This window comes from Arthrobacter sp. RIT-PI-e, assembly GCF_001187915.1.
Lineage (GTDB): Bacteria > Actinomycetota > Actinomycetes > Actinomycetales > Micrococcaceae > Arthrobacter_D.
Genome location: NZ_LGIU01000085.1, coordinates 55,169 through 71,375, shown reverse-complemented (window position 1 = coordinate 71,375; position 16,207 = coordinate 55,169). Strand labels below are relative to the sequence as shown.

14 protein-coding genes and 1 pseudogene are annotated in these 16,207 nt (G+C 68.2%); 5 read left to right on the top strand and 10 right to left on the bottom strand.

What is annotated here, in order from left to right:
- Positions 1-16: 16 nt before the first annotated feature.
- The 5 genes from AC792_RS12205 to AC792_RS12185 form a co-directional block, all read right to left on the bottom strand.
- Positions 17-808, bottom strand: a complete 792-nt coding sequence (locus AC792_RS12205; protein WP_049830779.1) for an ABC transporter ATP-binding protein — start codon at positions 806-808, stop codon at positions 17-19.
- A complete protein-coding gene (locus tag AC792_RS12200; protein ID WP_049830851.1) occupies positions 805-1,680 on the bottom strand; it encodes an ABC transporter ATP-binding protein in 876 nt (291 codons plus the stop codon). Before AC792_RS12200 ends, AC792_RS12205 begins: the two co-directional genes overlap by 4 nt.
- Positions 1,681-1,763: 83 nt before the next feature.
- Positions 1,764-2,720 (bottom strand): ABC transporter permease, encoded by a 957-nt coding sequence (locus AC792_RS12195; protein ID WP_049830778.1) that lies wholly within the window; start codon positions 2,718-2,720, stop codon positions 1,764-1,766.
- Positions 2,721-2,728: 8 nt separating this feature from the next.
- Positions 2,729-3,718: an ABC transporter permease gene (locus AC792_RS12190; RefSeq protein WP_049830777.1), complete on the bottom strand. Its 990-nt coding sequence runs from the start codon at positions 3,716-3,718 to the stop codon at positions 2,729-2,731.
- A 97-nt stretch (positions 3,719-3,815) separates the two neighbouring features.
- Positions 3,816-5,507, bottom strand: a complete 1,692-nt coding sequence (locus AC792_RS12185; protein WP_049830776.1) for an ABC transporter substrate-binding protein — start codon at positions 5,505-5,507, stop codon at positions 3,816-3,818.
- Between the two features lie 508 nt (positions 5,508-6,015).
- Between AC792_RS12185 and AC792_RS12180 the strand changes: the two genes are divergently transcribed.
- Entirely contained in the window at positions 6,016-7,302 is a 1,287-nt protein-coding gene (locus AC792_RS12180) for an ROK family transcriptional regulator (RefSeq protein WP_082177705.1), read from the top strand.
- Positions 7,303-7,330: 28 nt separating this feature from the next.
- Here AC792_RS12180 and AC792_RS12175 read toward each other — a convergent pair whose 3' ends face one another.
- The 4 genes and pseudogenes from AC792_RS12175 to AC792_RS17795 form a co-directional block, all read right to left on the bottom strand.
- The gene (locus AC792_RS12175) at positions 7,331-7,789 is read right to left on the bottom strand and encodes a GNAT family N-acetyltransferase (RefSeq protein ID WP_049830775.1); all 459 of its coding nucleotides are present in this window, start codon (positions 7,787-7,789) and stop codon (positions 7,331-7,333) included.
- Positions 7,790-7,922: 133 nt separating this feature from the next.
- Positions 7,923-8,315, bottom strand: coding sequence for an MFS transporter (locus AC792_RS12170; protein ID WP_049830774.1), 393 nt, complete (start codon positions 8,313-8,315; stop codon positions 7,923-7,925).
- A 587-nt stretch (positions 8,316-8,902) separates the two neighbouring features.
- Entirely contained in the window at positions 8,903-10,318 is a 1,416-nt protein-coding gene (locus AC792_RS12160; protein WP_049830772.1) for a sugar porter family MFS transporter, read from the bottom strand.
- 542 nt (positions 10,319-10,860) lie between these two features.
- Positions 10,861-11,045, bottom strand: a pseudogene (locus AC792_RS17795) (5-dehydro-2-deoxygluconokinase); the annotation flags it as partial.
- A gap of 304 nt (positions 11,046-11,349) precedes the next feature.
- On the opposite strand from AC792_RS17795, the gene AC792_RS12150 reads away from it, so the two are divergent.
- Positions 11,350-12,639 (top strand): glycoside hydrolase family 26 protein, encoded by a 1,290-nt coding sequence (locus AC792_RS12150; RefSeq protein WP_082177704.1) that lies wholly within the window; start codon positions 11,350-11,352, stop codon positions 12,637-12,639.
- Positions 12,640-12,678: 39 nt separating this feature from the next.
- Here AC792_RS12150 and AC792_RS12145 read toward each other — a convergent pair whose 3' ends face one another.
- On the bottom strand, positions 12,679-13,485 hold the full coding sequence (locus AC792_RS12145) for a DNA-formamidopyrimidine glycosylase family protein (RefSeq protein WP_049830770.1): 807 nt from the start codon (positions 13,483-13,485) through the stop codon (positions 12,679-12,681).
- A 201-nt stretch (positions 13,486-13,686) separates the two neighbouring features.
- Between AC792_RS12145 and AC792_RS12140 the strand changes: the two genes are divergently transcribed.
- The 3 genes from AC792_RS12140 to AC792_RS12130 all read left to right on the top strand — a co-directional run bounded on the left by AC792_RS12140 (position 13,687) and on the right by AC792_RS12130 (position 16,088).
- A complete protein-coding gene (locus tag AC792_RS12140) occupies positions 13,687-13,935 on the top strand; it encodes a hypothetical protein (RefSeq protein WP_049830769.1) in 249 nt (82 codons plus the stop codon).
- Between the two features lie 203 nt (positions 13,936-14,138).
- Positions 14,139-15,350, top strand: a complete 1,212-nt coding sequence (locus AC792_RS12135; protein ID WP_049830768.1) for an alcohol dehydrogenase catalytic domain-containing protein — start codon at positions 14,139-14,141, stop codon at positions 15,348-15,350.
- A gap of 129 nt (positions 15,351-15,479) precedes the next feature.
- Positions 15,480-16,088, top strand: coding sequence for a hypothetical protein (locus AC792_RS12130; protein WP_049830767.1), 609 nt, complete (start codon positions 15,480-15,482; stop codon positions 16,086-16,088).
- Positions 16,089-16,207: the final 119 nt, after the last annotated feature.

The window sequence follows — 16,207 nt, the reverse complement described above, 5'->3', positions numbered from 1 at the left end:
CGCCGGTGGATCGAGGTCAGGCGCTGAGGCGCTTCTCGGGGTTCGGGGCGGCTTCGGCGAGGAGCCGGGTGTACTCGTGCTGCGGGTCGAGGATCACGTCGTCGGCCGGGCCGCGCTCCACGATCTCGCCCTTGAACATGACGAGGATGTCGTCGGAGAAGTGGCGCGCCGTCGCGAGGTCGTGGGTGATGTAGAAGACGCCGAGGTTCTCCTCGCGCTGCAGGTCGGCGAGCAGGTTGAGCACCCCGAGGCGGATGGAGACGTCGAGCATGGACACCGGTTCGTCGGCGACGAGGATCTTCGGCTCCGGTGCTAGCGCACGGGCGATCGCGATGCGCTGACGCTGGCCGCCTGAGAGTTCGTGCGGCTTGCGCTGCGCCATGTCGGGGTCCAGCCGCACGCGTTCGAGCAGCTTCGCGACGCCGGCCTGCACCTCGTCGCGGCCCTTGGCCTTGCCGTGGAGGATCAGCGGGCGCCCGATGTGGTGCTCGATGGTGTGGTACGGGTTCAGGGAGGCGAAGGGATCCTGGAACACCATCTGCACGTCGCTGCGATACCGGCGCAGGCCGGCCCCGCGGCGGCTGACAGGTTTGCCGTCGAGCAGGATGCTGCCCGAGGTGGGCCGTTCCAGCTGCATGAGCAGTTTCGCGAGCGTGGACTTGCCGCTGCCGCTCTGACCCACGAGCGCCACGGTCCGGCCGCTGTCGATCGAGAAACTGACCTCGTTCACCGCCTTCAGGGTGGTGGAACGGCGTCCGTCCCGGAGAGTGTACTCCTTGACGAGGTCCCTGACCTCCAGTGCGCTCATGCCTGCCCTCCGTCCTGGTGCCGGGATCCTCCGCGGATGAAGTCCCCGCGCTCCCCGGTGAGACTGGGGAAGGAGGCGAGGAGCTTCCTGGTGTACTCGTGCTGGGGGTTCGTGTAGAGCTCGACGGCATCGCCGAGTTCCACGATCTCCCCGGCGCGCATGACGGCGATACGGTCACTGATCTCGAGCAGCAGCGGGAGATCGTGCGTGATGAAGATGACGGCGAAACCGAGATCCTCCCGCAGGCGGGTGATCTCGCGCAGGATCTCCCGCTGCACCACGACGTCGAGCGCAGTGGTGGGTTCGTCCATGATCATCACCTGCGGGTCCAGCGCCATGGCCATCGCGATCATGACCCGCTGACGCATGCCTCCGGAGAGTTCGTGCGGATAGGAGCTCAGGCGTCCACGATCCACGCCGACACGTTCGAGGAGATCCCCGCACCTGGTACGGCGCTCTTTCTTCGAGAGGTCCGGGCGGTGCGTGGAGAAGATGTCCTCCATCTGCCGCCGGATGGAGATCACCGGGTTCAGCGAGTTCATGGCGCCCTGGAACACCATGGCGATCTTGTCCCAGCGGAACGCCCGCAGCTCCTCCCCGCTGAGCTCGCTGAGGTCGATGGCGTAGCCCTCGCGGGAGTGGAAGTGCGCGCTGCCGCCGGTGATCACCGCCGGTGGCTTCAGGAGCCGGTTGATGCCGTATGCGAGGGTGGACTTCCCGCAGCCGCTCTCCCCCGCGAGCCCGAGGATCTCCCCGCGGCCGAGGGTCAGGGTCACGTTCTTCACCGCCTGCACCACGCGATCGCCCTTGTACTCGACGCTGAAGTCGTCGATGGTGAGGACGGGATGATCCTGGCTCTGCGCGGCGCGCAGCTCACGCCGTTCCCTGCGGTCCGCGGCGCCCCGCTCACCGAGATCGGTGATGCTCGCCGCATGGGCTCCTTGGTTCTTGGTGGTCACAGGACACTCTCCTTGGCGGCGTGCAGCTCGGACTTGGAGATCTTCCAGGTCTTCCGCGAGGCTCGCGTCTGTGAGCGCAGCCTCGGGTTGATGATCTCGTCGATCGAGAAGTTGATCAGGGCGAGAGCCGCACCGAACAGGGCGATCAGTAGTCCCGGCGGCACGAACCACCACCACGCGCCGAGCCGGAGTGCCAGGCCGTTCTGCGCGAAGTAGAGCATGGTGCCCCAGGTGAACGAATCGGCGGCGCCGAGTCCGAGGAAGGACAGCCCTGCTTCGCCCAGGATGGCGAAGATCACAGCGAACACCACTTGGGAGGCGAGCAGGGGAACCAGGTTAGGCAGGATCTCGACACCGAGGATCCGCAGCGGTCTCTCACCGGACACCCGCGCTGCGGCTACGTAGTCCCGGTTCCTCACACTGAGTGTGAAGCCGCGCAGCACGCGGGCGGAGCCTGCCCATCCCGTGATACTGAGGACCACGGCGACCAGGAGCAGGCTCTTCTCGGGGACGTAGCTGGAGATGATGATGACCAGGGGCAGTCCCGGGATCACCAGCATCACATTGCTGAACAGGGAGAACGACTCGTCCAGCCAGCCACCGAAGTAGGCGCCGACGATCCCGAAGAAGGCCGAGAGGAACAGGGTGAGCACACCGACGATCAGTCCCACGGTCAGAGATCCCCGTGTCGCATAGGCGAGTTGCGCGAAGACGTCCTGTCCGGTCTGCGTGGTGCCGAGGAGATAGCCCTCCGCCGGTCCTGCAAGTCCTACGTTGTTGACAGCACGCGGGTCGCCTACGAAAAAAGGGCCGAGGATCCCGAAGAGGATGATGCTGCCGGCGATGACGAGGCCGATCAGGAGCTTCGGCGTCAGAGGTGGCAGAGCGCGTTTCGGTCGGGAGGATCGTGCGCTCGCGGCGGCGACGCCTGGATCCTGGGTTGTCGCGGTCATGGCGGATCCTAGCTTCGGGCCCGGGTACGGGGATCGATGAACGAGTAGAGGAGGTCCACGAGCAGATTCGCCCCGAGGACGGACAGGGTGATCACGAGGAAGAGCCCCTGCATCAGCGAATAGTCGTTGTTACCCACCGCATTGAGCAGGGCGGATCCGATGCCGGGATAGGAGAAGACAGCCTCCGTGACGATCGATCCGGCAACCACGAAACCGAGCGAGATGGCGAATCCCGCCACGGACGGCAGCACCGCGTTCCGCGCCGCGTAGGTGGTCATGATGCGCATGGGCCGCAGGCCCTTGGCCTCAGCAGTCAGGATGTAGTCGTCCGAAAGGGTGGACACCATCATGTTGCGCATGCCGAGCATCCACCCGCCCACCGAGGAGATCACGATGGTCAATGCCGGGAGCGTCCCGTAGTAGATGACGCTGCCGATGAAGTCCCAGCCCCAGCCGGGGTTCGTCTCGTAGACGTTGTCCCCGCCGTTGATCGGGAAGATCTGCCACATGCCACCCAGCACGAACAGCAGGATGAGCGCGAGCCAGAAGTAGGGGACGGACTGCAGCATGGTGGTGACCGGGATGAGGTTGTCCAGCCAGGACCCGCGCTTCCAGCCCGCGAGCGTCCCGAGGGTCACACCGATCACGAAGGAGATCACGGTGGCAATCCCGATCAGGCCGATGGTCCAGGGAAGGGTCTGGCCGATGATGTCCGTGACCGAGGCCGGGAAGTAGGCCACCGAGGTACCGAGGTCGAAGGAGAAGAGCTTCCCGAGGTACTGCCAGTACTGCACCACCAGGGGCGCATCCGTATTGGTGCCCAGCATGAGTTCCACGGCCTCGCGGGCTTCGGGCGAGACGGGACCGCGTTGCGCCAGCCGAGAGAGCATGATGTCTACCGGATTGCCCGGCAGGAGCCGGGGAAGGAAGAAGTTGACCGTCAACGCGGCCCAGAACGCGACGAGGTAGAAGCCTAGCTTCTGGAGGATGTATTTCATGGGACCGTACCTTCCACGGCTGGTCGAGGTAAAAGGCCAGGAGGGACGGCAACCTGTCGGAGGTTCCCGTCCCACCGACCCCCGAGGGGGACGAGTGCTACTCGGCAGGCGTGATGTTCTTCAATACGATGCCGTTGTCCCAGCTCTTCCAGGTCGCCGCGAGAGCGTAGGGATCCTCGTTGGTGGGCCATCCGGTGGCTCGTGCGGTGTTGAATTCCGTCAACAGTGAGTTGATGTAGATCGGGATGTACGGCATGTCCTCGACGATCTCGTCCTGGATGATGCCGTACTGCTCCTTCTGCACGTCCTCGTCATTGGTGGCCCGAGCCACCGCCAGTGCCTCGTCCACCACGGGGTTGCTGTATCGACCCGTGTTGTTGTTCAGCGCGGACTCCCCCACCGGTGTGGTGTTCTCGGAGTTGTACCACTTCTCGTAGGAGTAGTACGGGTTGTTCGAAGGCTGGAGTCCGATGGATTCCAGGGTCAGTTGGAACTGACCGATATTCAGGTTGTTGATCCACTCGTTGTAGGTGATCGCCGTGGGGTTGAGCTCGATACCCACCTCGCGCAGTTGCTGGGACATCGCGTCATTGAGCGAGATGAAGTCGCTGTAGCCGGTGACGGTCTGGATGCCGAGTGAGAGGCGCTCGCCGTCCTTCTCGCGGATGCCGTCGCTGCCCTCCACCCATCCGGCCTCCTCGAGGATCCTGCTGGCCTCCTCCACATTGGCGTTCGTCGGCGTCTCGCTGTTCTCGGGGTCGACGATCCACTCGGAGTCGCGCTCCGGCAGCACCAGGGTGGGGGACGCGGTTCCTGCGAAACCACCACCGGCGAGGGCATTGAGCTGCTCCCGATCGATGCCCTGGTAGATGGCCTGACGTACGGCCGGGTCCGTCTGCGGACCCTCGCAGCCGAGTTCCTCGTTGGAACAGGTGAAGATCGACGCCGTCAGAGCCGGGGTGTTGACGTAGGAGAGGGTCTCGTTGTCGGCAAGGATCTGCTCGAGTCCCGGCAGGAAGGAACTCATCCAGTCGACGTCGCCGGCCAGGAGTGCACCGGTTGCCGCGTCAGCGGAGTCGAGCGAGATGTAGCGGACCTCGTCGATGGCGGGCTTACCCTCCTCCCAGTAGAGATCGTTCTTCTCGAGCAGGTAACTCTGGGCGGAGAAGGTGCTCACCTTGAACGGCCCCGTCCCCACGGGATTGGAGTTGATCTCGGTGATGGGATCGGCGACGTCCTGCCAGATGTGCTCCGGGACGATCCCGCGGTTACCGAGCACGCTCGGCTCCTGCATGAAGGAGTTCTCCTCGAAGGTCAGCACCACGGTGGTGTCGTCCGTGGCCTCGGCGGTCGCCGCGAGACCGGTGGTGTTCAGCTCGGGCGTCTCGTTCACGAGGTTGAAGGTGAAGGCGACGTCGTTCGCGGTGAAGGGTTCGCCGTCGGACCACTGGACACCCTCGCGCGTGGTGATGGTGAGCTCCGTGCCGCCCTCGTTCCATTCGAAGGATTCGGCGAGCAAGGGTGTGGGTGGTTCGTCGGACGCGGCGTTGTACCAGAACAGCGATTCGAAGATCACCCCGAGCGTGGGCTGGAGCGCGGTGGAGGAGAAGGGATTGAAGTTCTCCGCGATGGTGCCGGTGGCGCCGTTGAAGACGGTCACGGACGTGGACTCCGAACCATCACCTTCGTTGGATGCTCCCCCTCCGCCGGCGCAGCCGGTGAGGGTGAGGGTGGCAATGCTCAGCATTGCTGCGGCTGCCAGACCGAGTCGCTTCGAGCCAGAGGACATTGAGGACATCTTTGTACCTTTCATCTGGGGCGGCCACGGTGCCGCCGAGCAGTTCCGCCACCCGTGGCCGAATCGTTGACTACTTTCTTAGGCCACTTTATTATCTGAGTCAAGTAACTTCGTGATGTACGTCTCATGGTGGTACCCGGCCGTACTGCCGGGGAAGGAGAACCACATCGTGCGCCGATGAGCCGTACCGGCCGTCCGGGAAGGAACCCCACCGCGGTCGGCGTCGTCGCGCCCTCCGCCTCTGCCATCCGGGGGCTGCGGTCCGGTCCGTCATGGGACGGGAGGCGGACCTCACGATTGCCGCTGCGGCCGTCCTTGCCCGTAGTTTGATCCAGTGGGGGCGTCGCTCGAGGGAAGAAGTGGACATGGAACTGCAGGGATGCGTGGCCCCCTCCGGTGACGGTGTCGCCGGCTGCGGCCGGCGCGGGGATCCTCCGATCCCGGGACACGGAGACGTCCGCGAGCACGGCAGCACACGGGTCAGCGCGGTGACCCGGCCATGACCGCGGCGTCGAGCCCGCCGTCGGGCACCGTGACCACCGTCCCGGCGAAGGTGGCGGCGTCGTCGAACGCCGTCGAGAAGATCCGTCGCCGGGAATCCTCCAGGGGCAGGGTCATCGACCTGATCCGCTCCAACGGACCCATCAGCCGGGTGGAGCTCGCCGAACGGACGGGCCTGACCCAGGCCACCATCTCGACGCTCGTCCGTGCACTGCTGACCGAGGACATCGTGGTGGAGTCGGGTCGCGGTGTCTCCACGGGCGGCAAGCCGCGCATGTTCCTCGAACTCAACCCCGCCGCGAGGCTCGGCGTGGGGGTACACCTGGGACAGGACTACATCACGTACATCATCGCGGACCTGGCCGGGCGCGTGGTCGCCCGGCGACGCGTCGACGGCCCCGGGGACACCTCACCGCTCACCGTGGTCAGCCGGATGACGCGCGACATCGAGGCGCTGATCGAGGGGTCCGGGGTGGACCGCACCGGGATCGTCGGGATGGGGATCGCCACCCCGGGTCCGCTGGACCGCACCACCGGGACGGTCCGCAACGCACCGTCCCTGGCCGCGTGGAACGACTTCCCGATCCGCCGGGCACTGGCCTCCACCACCGGCCTGCACTGCGAGTTCGACAACGACGCCACGGCCGCGGCGATCGGCGAGTACTGGCTCGGGGCCACCGAGGGCTACGCGAACTACGCCTCGGTGTACATGGGCTCGGGCATCGGTTCGGGGATCGTCATGGACGGCACGATCTACCAGGGTGTCAGCTCGAACGTCGGCGAGATCGGCCACGTCACCGTGGATGCCAGGGGGCTGCCCTGCCCCTGCGGCAACATCGGCTGCCTCGAGCTCTACGCGAGCCCCCGGGTGGTGGTGACCCGCGCAGCCGAGGCGGTGGATCGTGGTGAGCTCACGATCCCCTTGACCGGCGTGGTCTCCGAGGACTTCGCCGCGGTGGGGGTGGCCGCTGCTGCCGGCGACCCCGTCGCCGTGCACCTCGTCCGGGAATCCGCCGAGTATGTGGCGAGCGCGGTGATCTCCATGGTGAACCTCCTCGACCTGCAGCTCGTGGTCCTCGCGGGCAGCGCCTTCTCCACGAGCGGGAGCTTCTACGTGGAGATCATCTCCGAGGCGCTCTCCCGCCGCGCCATGGCGCGGGCCATCCACCCGGTGGAGGTCAGGCTCTCCGTCAACGGCAACGACGCCGCGGCGCTCGGCGCCGCCACCCTGGTGCTCCAGGACCGGCTGTCCCCCCGGACCCTGCGCTCGGTGTCCTTCGCCTGACCCGTCGGCAGGGACCGGGCACCGGCGCTCAGTCCAGGCGCCGCGCGTAGCAGACCGAGTGCTCCTCGCCCGCGTAGGCACCGAAGGCGGGGATGCGGTGGTAGCCCTCCCGTTCGTAGAAGCGCATGGCGTCCGGCTGCTCGGTCCCCGTCTCGAGCAGCAGTTCGCTGCACCCCGACGCCAGCGCCTCCCGCTCGATGCGCCGGAGGATCGCGGTGGCGATCCCGCGTCCGCGCAGCTCCGGCACCACGTACATCCGCTTCACCTCGAGGCCGCCGTCGGGCAGGGGACGCAACCCCCCGCAACCGACGGCGGTGCCGTCCGATGTGCGCGCCACCAGGAAGAACGGGACGTTGTCCGCGGTGGGAGGTTCACCGGGTTCGTGGTCCCCGCTGCCGTAGCGGACGTGCAGCTCGGCCTGCTGCGCGTCCCGGAGCAGCTCGGCGTCCGGGGCGGAGAAGGGGACGGGGTCGAGCGTCAGGTGCATGGGGAACGTCCTCGAGGGTCGGAAGCAGGGCCTGCACCTCCCCGTGCATGGGCGCGGAGGTGCAGAGACGGGAAGAGTGGCCGGCCCCCCAGAAGGGCCGACCACTCTTTCTACCGCCTCGGACCCTTCCGGGTCACGCTACCCGCGCTGCCTCACCCTCGGTGCGGAACCGGGCCTCGAGCTCCTCGAGGGACAGACCCTTGGTCTCCGGCACGAACTTGCGGACGAACAGGAAGGACACGATGTTCACCGCGACGAACAGGCCGAACGTCCCCGTGGAGCCGAGGGCGTCGTTGAGGATCGGGAACAGGAGGGACATGGCGGCCTTGACGGTCCAGGGCGAGAAAACCGCGAGGCCCATGGCGAAACCGCGGATGGCCATCGGGAGGAGGACGGCGCAGATCGGGCCCGTGGAGCGACGACCGATGCAGTTGGTGGGCCCTCCACCGGTAAGGGTGCCGGGTGCCGCTCCGCGGAACAGGAGCGAGATCACCATGGAGGCCTGCTGGACGACGGATCGGACCACTGGAGTGTCACCGGTGGTTGGGCGCACTGCGATCGCTGTGAATGCCCCGAACCACACGTCAGCACTTCATACCATCGGCAGCACGGGGTGCCCGAAGAGGTCTGCCGCATCACCGTCCCGCTCTACCACCAGATGGTGCAGGGCACCGAGGCGGCGATCCATACCGGCAGGTTCGCACCGGGCGCCGGATCGAGAACGAATACTGTCCCTCGCGCACGTCCTCGCCGACGAGGCGGTCCACGGGGGTTCGGACTGCCCGTCGGCGAGCGCACCTACAGCATCGTGCGGTTGCGCAGGGTCGACGGCAACCCGCCGGCGCTCATCGAGAACCGGGTACGCGACGACGTCGCCGAGCTGGACGAGAAGATGCTCAGGGGGCACGAGCCGGACAAGGTCCTCCGCACTGCCGGGGTCAACCTCCGGCCGGCACGGCAGCATCGGTACCCGGATCTGCGACGGGTACGAGTCCGCTCTACCGGGGGTCCCGAGGAGTTCCGCGCTCGTCACCATGGGCCGCACAGTCGTGGACGACGGCGGGCACCACTCCCCGGGTGACCGGAGATTCATGGCCCGCTGCCACTCCGACGTCAGCCGGTGGTCTCGCCCTTGAACTCCTGTTCGAGCTCCTCGAGGCTCTTGCCGCGGGTCTCGGGGATGAACCTGTAGGCGAAGAGGATCGCGCCGATGCCGAGGACCACGAACACGAAGAAGGTGTTCGAGATCGAGATGGCGTCCACGAGGATCGGGAAGCTGAAGCTCACCATGAAGTTCACCATCCACAGCACGAACACCGAGAGGCCCATCCCCAGCCCGCGGATCCTCAGGGGGAAGATCTCCGAGAGCATCAGCCACGTCACCGGGGAGATGGCACCCTGCTGGAATGCGAGGAACGTCACCGTGAACGCGAGGATCACGAACCCGCGGGTGGTGCCCTCGGGCAGGACCAGGGATACGATCCCGATCGCGAGGAGCGCCGCCGTGGTTCCCATCTGGCCCACCATGAGCATGGGCCTGCGGCCCACCTTGCCGAGGAGCCAGATACCGAGGAAGGTCGCCGCCACGGAGATTACGCCGTTGGCGATGTTCGCCGTCAACGCCGCCTGGGCGCCGAAGCCGGCGTCGGTGAGGATCTGCGTGCCGTAGTACATGATCGAGTTCACGCCGGTGATCTGCTGGATCACCGCGAGCCCGAGGCCGACGAGGAACACCCGCTTCAACCACGGCTCGCTCAGGTCCTTGAACGTGCCCATCTTCGCCCTGTAGTCCTCGACGGCGAGGGTCTGCACCTCCTCGAACTCCTCGCGGGCCGCTTCCCTGTCGCGGATCTGCCGGAGCACCGAGAGGGTCGCCCCGAAGTTACCGGTGGAGGCCAACCAGCGGGGGCTCTCCGGGACGAAGTGCATGCCCACCCATAGGCCGATCGCGGGAATGGTCGCGATCACCAGCATCCACCGCCACACGCCCTCGGACTCACCGAAGGTGTTGCCGATCACCGCGTTGGTGGTGAACGCGATGAGCTGACCGGTCACGATCATCAGTTCGTTGCGGGTGACCATCTGGCCACGGCGCGACGCCGGGGAGAGCTCCGCGAGGTAGATGGGCACCATCACGGACGCTCCACCGACGGCGAGGCCGAGTACCAACCGCGAGATCACCATGACCGTGACGTTCGGGGCGAAGGAGGCCCCGAGCGTGCCGACGAGGAAGATGATGGCGAGCACGATGATCATGCGCTTACGGCCGTAGCGGTCGGCGAGACGACCGCCGGTCACCGCGCCGAACGCGGCACCGAACACCAGCGAACTGGCCACCAAGCCCTCGGTGAACGGGGTCAGCCCGAGATCCTCCTCCATGAAGGGCAGCGCGCCGTTGATGACACCGGTGTCGAAGCCGAACAGCAGACCACCCAGGGTGGCGATCCAGGTGACCCGGCGGAGGAACCTGTCCTGACCGCCCTTCGGGAGGTCGGCGTCGGACGCGACGGAAGCGGAGGACGAGGCCATCAGGAGACCTCCCCGTTCCGTATCGGGGCGGTCATACCCGCGCCTGCCCGATCGAGGCGGTGATGCTCTCGGGCTGGAACCGGAAGACCTCCTCGGCCTGCTCGTTCTCGACGAACACGCTCGGGACCACCACGGAGTCCCCGCGGTCGTGGAAGCCCGTCTCGCCGGGCTCGGTGCAGAACGCCCCGGACGACGCCGCCCACCTTCAGGTGCTGGTGCACCCGTCCCGGGTCACCCGGCAGATCGGTGATGTGGCGCAGGGCGTGGTCCACGATGGGTTCGACAGCCTCGCCTCCACTCGTGGATGGGTGCCAGGCATTCGTCCGCGTCCGGTGGCGCCCAGCACAGCACAGCAGCATGGAGGCGATGGTCACCCCTGCATCGTCGCAGGTTTTCCGGAGATCGGCGACGATGCCGTCATCGGCCTTCGGGTGCTGGAAGCACGGGACGACATCGGGGTGCGGGACGAGTTGCAGGTGGCCGTACCCGGGGTCCACGACGACATGGCGCGACTCGGGTGGGCGGTGTGCGGGAACGGAGGGATCCTCGCCGGCCCGAGTGGTCATCGCCGTGCGGCGCCCGTGGACAGCCGCCGCGACCGCCGTGTCGGAGGGCGAGCCGCCCAGGTGCTTGCCAGAGGGGTGACGTCCTCGAGATCCATCCCGATGCCGTTCGGGTGGATGTCGACGCTGATGCGTCCGATCGTCAGTACTTCATGAGCTTCCATCGACCCTGGCCTCTCGTTCACGTCGAGGAGCAAGGTGATTGCCCATGCAGGCACGCACTGCTCTGACAGTGCATCTTTCAGACACTCGGGAACACGGCACTCCGCGAGGACGGCCCTGTGAAGGGCCCGCTGAGCTGACGCAGCTGCTCGGGCCCCAGGCCGCGGTCGATGTCGACGCGAATGAGCGTTATTGCTCCTCCCCTCCGCCCGGTGCGGGGTGGCTGCGCAGAACCTGCCCAGATCCTGAGGTCCTTTCCGTCCTTTCTTGACCTCGACGACGTAGTCACCACGTCACACTTGAAAAATGAAGGATTTCTCAAGATCAGCCGAGGAGCCCGACGTGCTCCTGGCCGCTCTCCCCGCCCGCCTCCCCGCCCTCGCCGCGGCGTCCGGTCGCGGCGTCGTCCTCGTCCTGGCACTGGCGGTGCTCCTGCTGGGCCTGACCCCTCCCGCGCAGGCAGCGGCGACCATCTCGCTGAGCAGCTCGAGCGCGGTGGCGGGATCCTCGATCACGGTGACCGGGGCGGGTTTCCCGAAGCGGACCGCCGCGACACTGGTGGCCGGCGGCACCAGCGTCCGGCTCACCACCACGTCGGCGGGCACCTTCGACTCGACCCTCACCGTACCGGCCGCGACCACGTCCATCTCCGTCACCGCCGGGAGATCCGCCGCCTCCGCCCCGTTCACCATCACGCAGCCGGCCGAGGAGCCTGTCGCACAGCCTCCGGCGGCATCCACCCCGAAGGCCCTGCGTTTCGGCGCGGGTACCGGCGGCGGTCCGATGGCGGTCGACGAACTCGACGAGGTGGCACGCCCCGCGGGCGAGGCGCCGTCGATCGTGCTCTCCTACAAGGACTTCGACCAGCCCGCCCCCATCGCCGAGCTCGAGGCCGTGCGGGCGCGGGGCGCGGACGCCCTGCTCGCCTGGGAGCCGTGGGGGTGGGGCGGGGGCACCGAGCAGCCCGCCTACTCGCTCGCGCGGATGGCCGCCGGTGACTTCGATGCCCACCTGCGGCAGTGGGGCGCGGACCTGGCACGGTGGGGCCAGCCGGTGTACCTGCGGTTCGGGCACGAGATGAACGGGGACTGGTACCCGTGGGCCGAGGGCGTGAACGGCAACGCCCCCGGCAGCTACGTGGCCGCGTACCGGCACGTGCACGACGTCGTGGTGTCGATGGGCGCCGGCAACGTCAGCTGGGTCTGGAACCCGAACGTGCCCTACCAGGGGTCCATCCCGCTCGACGGGCTCTACCCGGGAGCGGCCTACGCGGACGTGGTGGCCCTGGACGGCTACAACTGGGGCACCTCGCAGCCGTGGAGCACCTGGCAGGATCCGCAGGCGCTCTTCGGCGAGGGCATCACCGAGCTGCGCCGCATCGCCCCGGGCAAGCCGATCGCCGTCGCCGAGACGGCGTCCGCCGAATCCGGCGGATCGAAGGCCGGGTGGATCGGCGACCTGGTCCGGTACCTGTCCGCGCAGCCCGACGTCGCAGCGCTGATCTGGTTCCACCTCGACAAGGAGGCCGACTGGCGGATCGACAGCTCGGCGTCGTCCGCGTCCGCCCTCGCCCCCGCGCTGGCCGCCCGCCGCTGATCCGCGCCCGGCCTCGACCCAGCCCGGCCCCGTCCCGATTCAGCCCGTGGACCCCGGCGGCTGGCAGCGCGGACACCACCAGGTACGACGGCGGCCCGGGTCGCCCGGCACCTCGGCCCGCACCTGCACCGTGGTCCCGCAGCGCAGGCACGGCCTCCCGGCGCGCCCGGCCACCCAGTGCTGCTCCCCCTTCCGGGTGTTGCCCGTGGTGACCTGGTGGGCCCCGGGGTGGGTGGCCGAGAAACGCAGGCACCGTGCACCGAGTGCCACGAGTGCGGGCACGTCGACGTCGGCCATCCTGGTGTCGGGGGGGATGCCCCGCAGGAAGCACAGCTCGTTGGCCCACAGGCTCCCGAACCCGGCGACGTTGCGCTGCTCGGGCAGGCCCGCGGAGACGCGCTCGGCCGGAGCGCGCCCGGGCCGCCGCACCGCCTCACCGGCGGACCAGTCCCCCCGCAGCGGGTCCGGCCCGAGGTGACCGATCCCCCCCGCCTCCGCCCGGGTGGGCACCAGGTCGACGACGGGCAGGTCCAGACCGTAGGCGGTGGGACCGTCCGCCACCGCGAGGACCACCCGGGCATCGGGCAGCAGCTTGCGCGGCAGAGCCCTCCCGGGTGCCGTGACGGTCCAGGAACCCTGCATCCGCAGGTGGGTGTGGAGCGTCAGCCCGGCGTCGAAGCGGGTGAGCAGGTGCTTGCCGTGCGTGTCGTGGCCGATCACCCGCAGTCCGTCCAGCGCGTCGGTGGCGTGCGCGGGCACGCGGAGCTCGCCGCGCACCAGGACGTGCCCGTCGAGGGACCGCCGCAGCCGGGCGGCGAGCCGGTAGACGCTGTCGCCCTCTGGCACATCTCCCCCTGCTCTCGACCGGCGCTCTCCCGATCGTCCGGATCCGGTTCCCACGCTAACCTCCGCCACCCCCGTCAGGTCCCGGAACCGCTTCCCTTCCTCACCGGGACTGGTTACTATTCCCCTGCCGGACCAGTTCCGGTGGTCGCGGTCTAGCAGAGGGCCTCATCCACAGCCACCCCGCACGATCGAAGAGGCCAGATGAGCAGCAGACTGACACCCTCCGAGGACTTCCCCGACGACCTCACCGCACTCGACCTCACCGCCGTCGAGGTCCTCAACAGCAGGATCCACCGCGAACTGGACCACGAGTACGCGCACGACGGCGCGGCGTCCACGGAGACGGAGATCAGGCACGAGGAAGTGACCGAGGAACTCGACCGCCGCGACCGGCAGCCCGGGTCGACGCCGCTGGTCACGGGGCTCGAGGCCACCCGGCAGTACTCCTGACCCGCAGCCGTCGGAGGTCCGCGCCCCCGGTCACAGTTCCGCGACGGGGCGCCGTCGTCCGCCCTACACCCGCCCTCCGGCGCTGACAACTTCCCACGGGGATCACGCGGCGGGTGGCTGCCCGGAGCGGCCGCTCCTAGCGTTGGACCCGGTCGCCGATCAGCTGTGCGTCCCTTGCCCCGAGCTGTGAAGGAGTACTCATCATGAAAGCCCTCGTCTGGCACGGTGAAGGCGACATCCGCCTGGATACCGTGGACGACCCCGCGATCATCGATCCCACGGACGCCGTCGTCCGGATCACCCGGAGCGCCATCTGCGGTACGGACCTGCACTTCATCCGCGGCACCATGTCCGGCATGCGGGAGGGCACAGTCCTCGGCCACGAGGCCGTGGGTGAGGTGGTCGCGGTGGGTTCAGCGGTTCGCGGCTTCGCACCCGGCGACCGCGTGGTGGTGTCCTCGACCATGTCCTGCGGAGCCTGCTGGCAGTGCCGCGCCGGCCACACCGCACAGTGCGACAACGCCAACCCCAACGGGCCGCAGGCCGGCACCTGCTTCTTCGGCGGGCCCGCGACCACCGGGCCGGTGAACGGTCTGCAGGCCGAGTACGCCCGCATCCCCTGGGCCTCGAACACCCTCACCGGGCTGCCCGACAACGTCAGCGACGAACAGGCCATCCTGCTCTCGGACATCTTCCCCACCGCCTGGTTCGGCGCGCAGCTCGCCGGGGTGCAGCGCGGGGACACCGTGGCGGTGTACGGCGCGGGAGCCGTGGGGCAGTTCGCCATCGCGTCGGCGTTCCGCCAGGGCGCCTCCCGCGTCTTCGCGATCGACGGCATCGACACCCGCCTGGTGCAGGCCCTGGACCAGAACGCGGAGGTGGTGGACTTCAACCGCGAGGACCCCGTGGAGGCCCTGATGGAGGCGACGTTCGGGATCGGCGTGGATGCCGTGATCGACGCCGTCGGCGTGGACGCGCAGCGCCCCTCCTCCGGTCCTGCCGCGGCCAAGGCCGAGGAGCAGGCGGAGGAGTTCGCCCGGGAGGTGGACGAGGTGGCTCCCACCACCAATGTGCAGGGTGGGAACTGGGTGCCGGGGGATGCCCCGTCCCAGGTGTCCCGGTGGAGCATCGAGACCGTCAGGAAGTACGGGCGCATCGGCATCATCGGCGTGTACAGCCCGGACACCATGACCTACCCGATCGGTCAGGCCATGAACAAGAACCTGACCATCCGCATGGGCAACTGCGACCACCGCTCGGTCACCCCGCCCCTGCTGGACCTCGTCGCCTCGGGCGTCTTCGACCCCACCGGGTTCATCACGCAGCACGAACCGCTCACCGACGTCGTGGACGCCTATCTGACCTTCGACCGCCGCGAGGAGGGCTGGCTCAAGACGGCCCTGACCACGTCCTAGCCGGGCGCCCGGGTATCGGCTCCGGCCCCTACCCGGGGGCGGGAGCGGAGTTCAACTGGCCCCCGCTGTCGCCCCTACTGCGCCGATGGCCTAGATTCGAGGGAACACCGCCCAGCGAAGGAGAACCGCATGAAGAACAAACTGGTATTCGCAGCAGGCATGGCTGTGGGGTACGTCCTCGGGAGCCGCGCCGGCCGTGAGAGCTACGAGCAGCTCAAGACCAAGGCCCAGGACCTGTGGAACGACCCCAAGGTCCAGGACACCGTGTCCTCCACCACCGAGGCCATCAAGGACAAGGCGCCCGAGGTGCAGGAATCCCTGAAGGATGCCCTGAACACGGACGGCTCCGGATCGGACACGCTGTCCAAGGTCAAGGACGCAGCCGCAGATGCTGCCGAGAAGGCCAAGGATGCGGCTTCGAAGGGCGCGGACAAGGCGAAGGACGCCGCCTCGGATGCTGCCGACAAGGCGAAGGACGCCGCGTCGGACGGCGCGGACAAGGCCAAGGAAGGTGCCGAGAAGGCCAAGGACGCCGCTTCCAAGGGCGCGGACAAGGCCAAGGAGGGCACCGAGAAGGCCAAGGACGCCGCCTCCAAGGGCGGCACCTCTGTCAAGGACGCCTCCCCCGTGGTCGCGGCGTCGGGGAACACCGGCCCCAGCGGCGGTGACCCCTACGAGGTCGAGGAGGCCCCGTTCCAGGACCAGGACGAGTCCACCCGCCCGGAACTCGGCAAGTAGCAGCACTGCACGCAGGAGGGGCCCGGACACCGTCCGGGCCCCTCCTGCGTTCCGGTCCGGGCCCGTCGGCCTCCGTCGAGGGGCGGCACGGGACGGCTCGGTGCGTCCCGCCCCTCGGC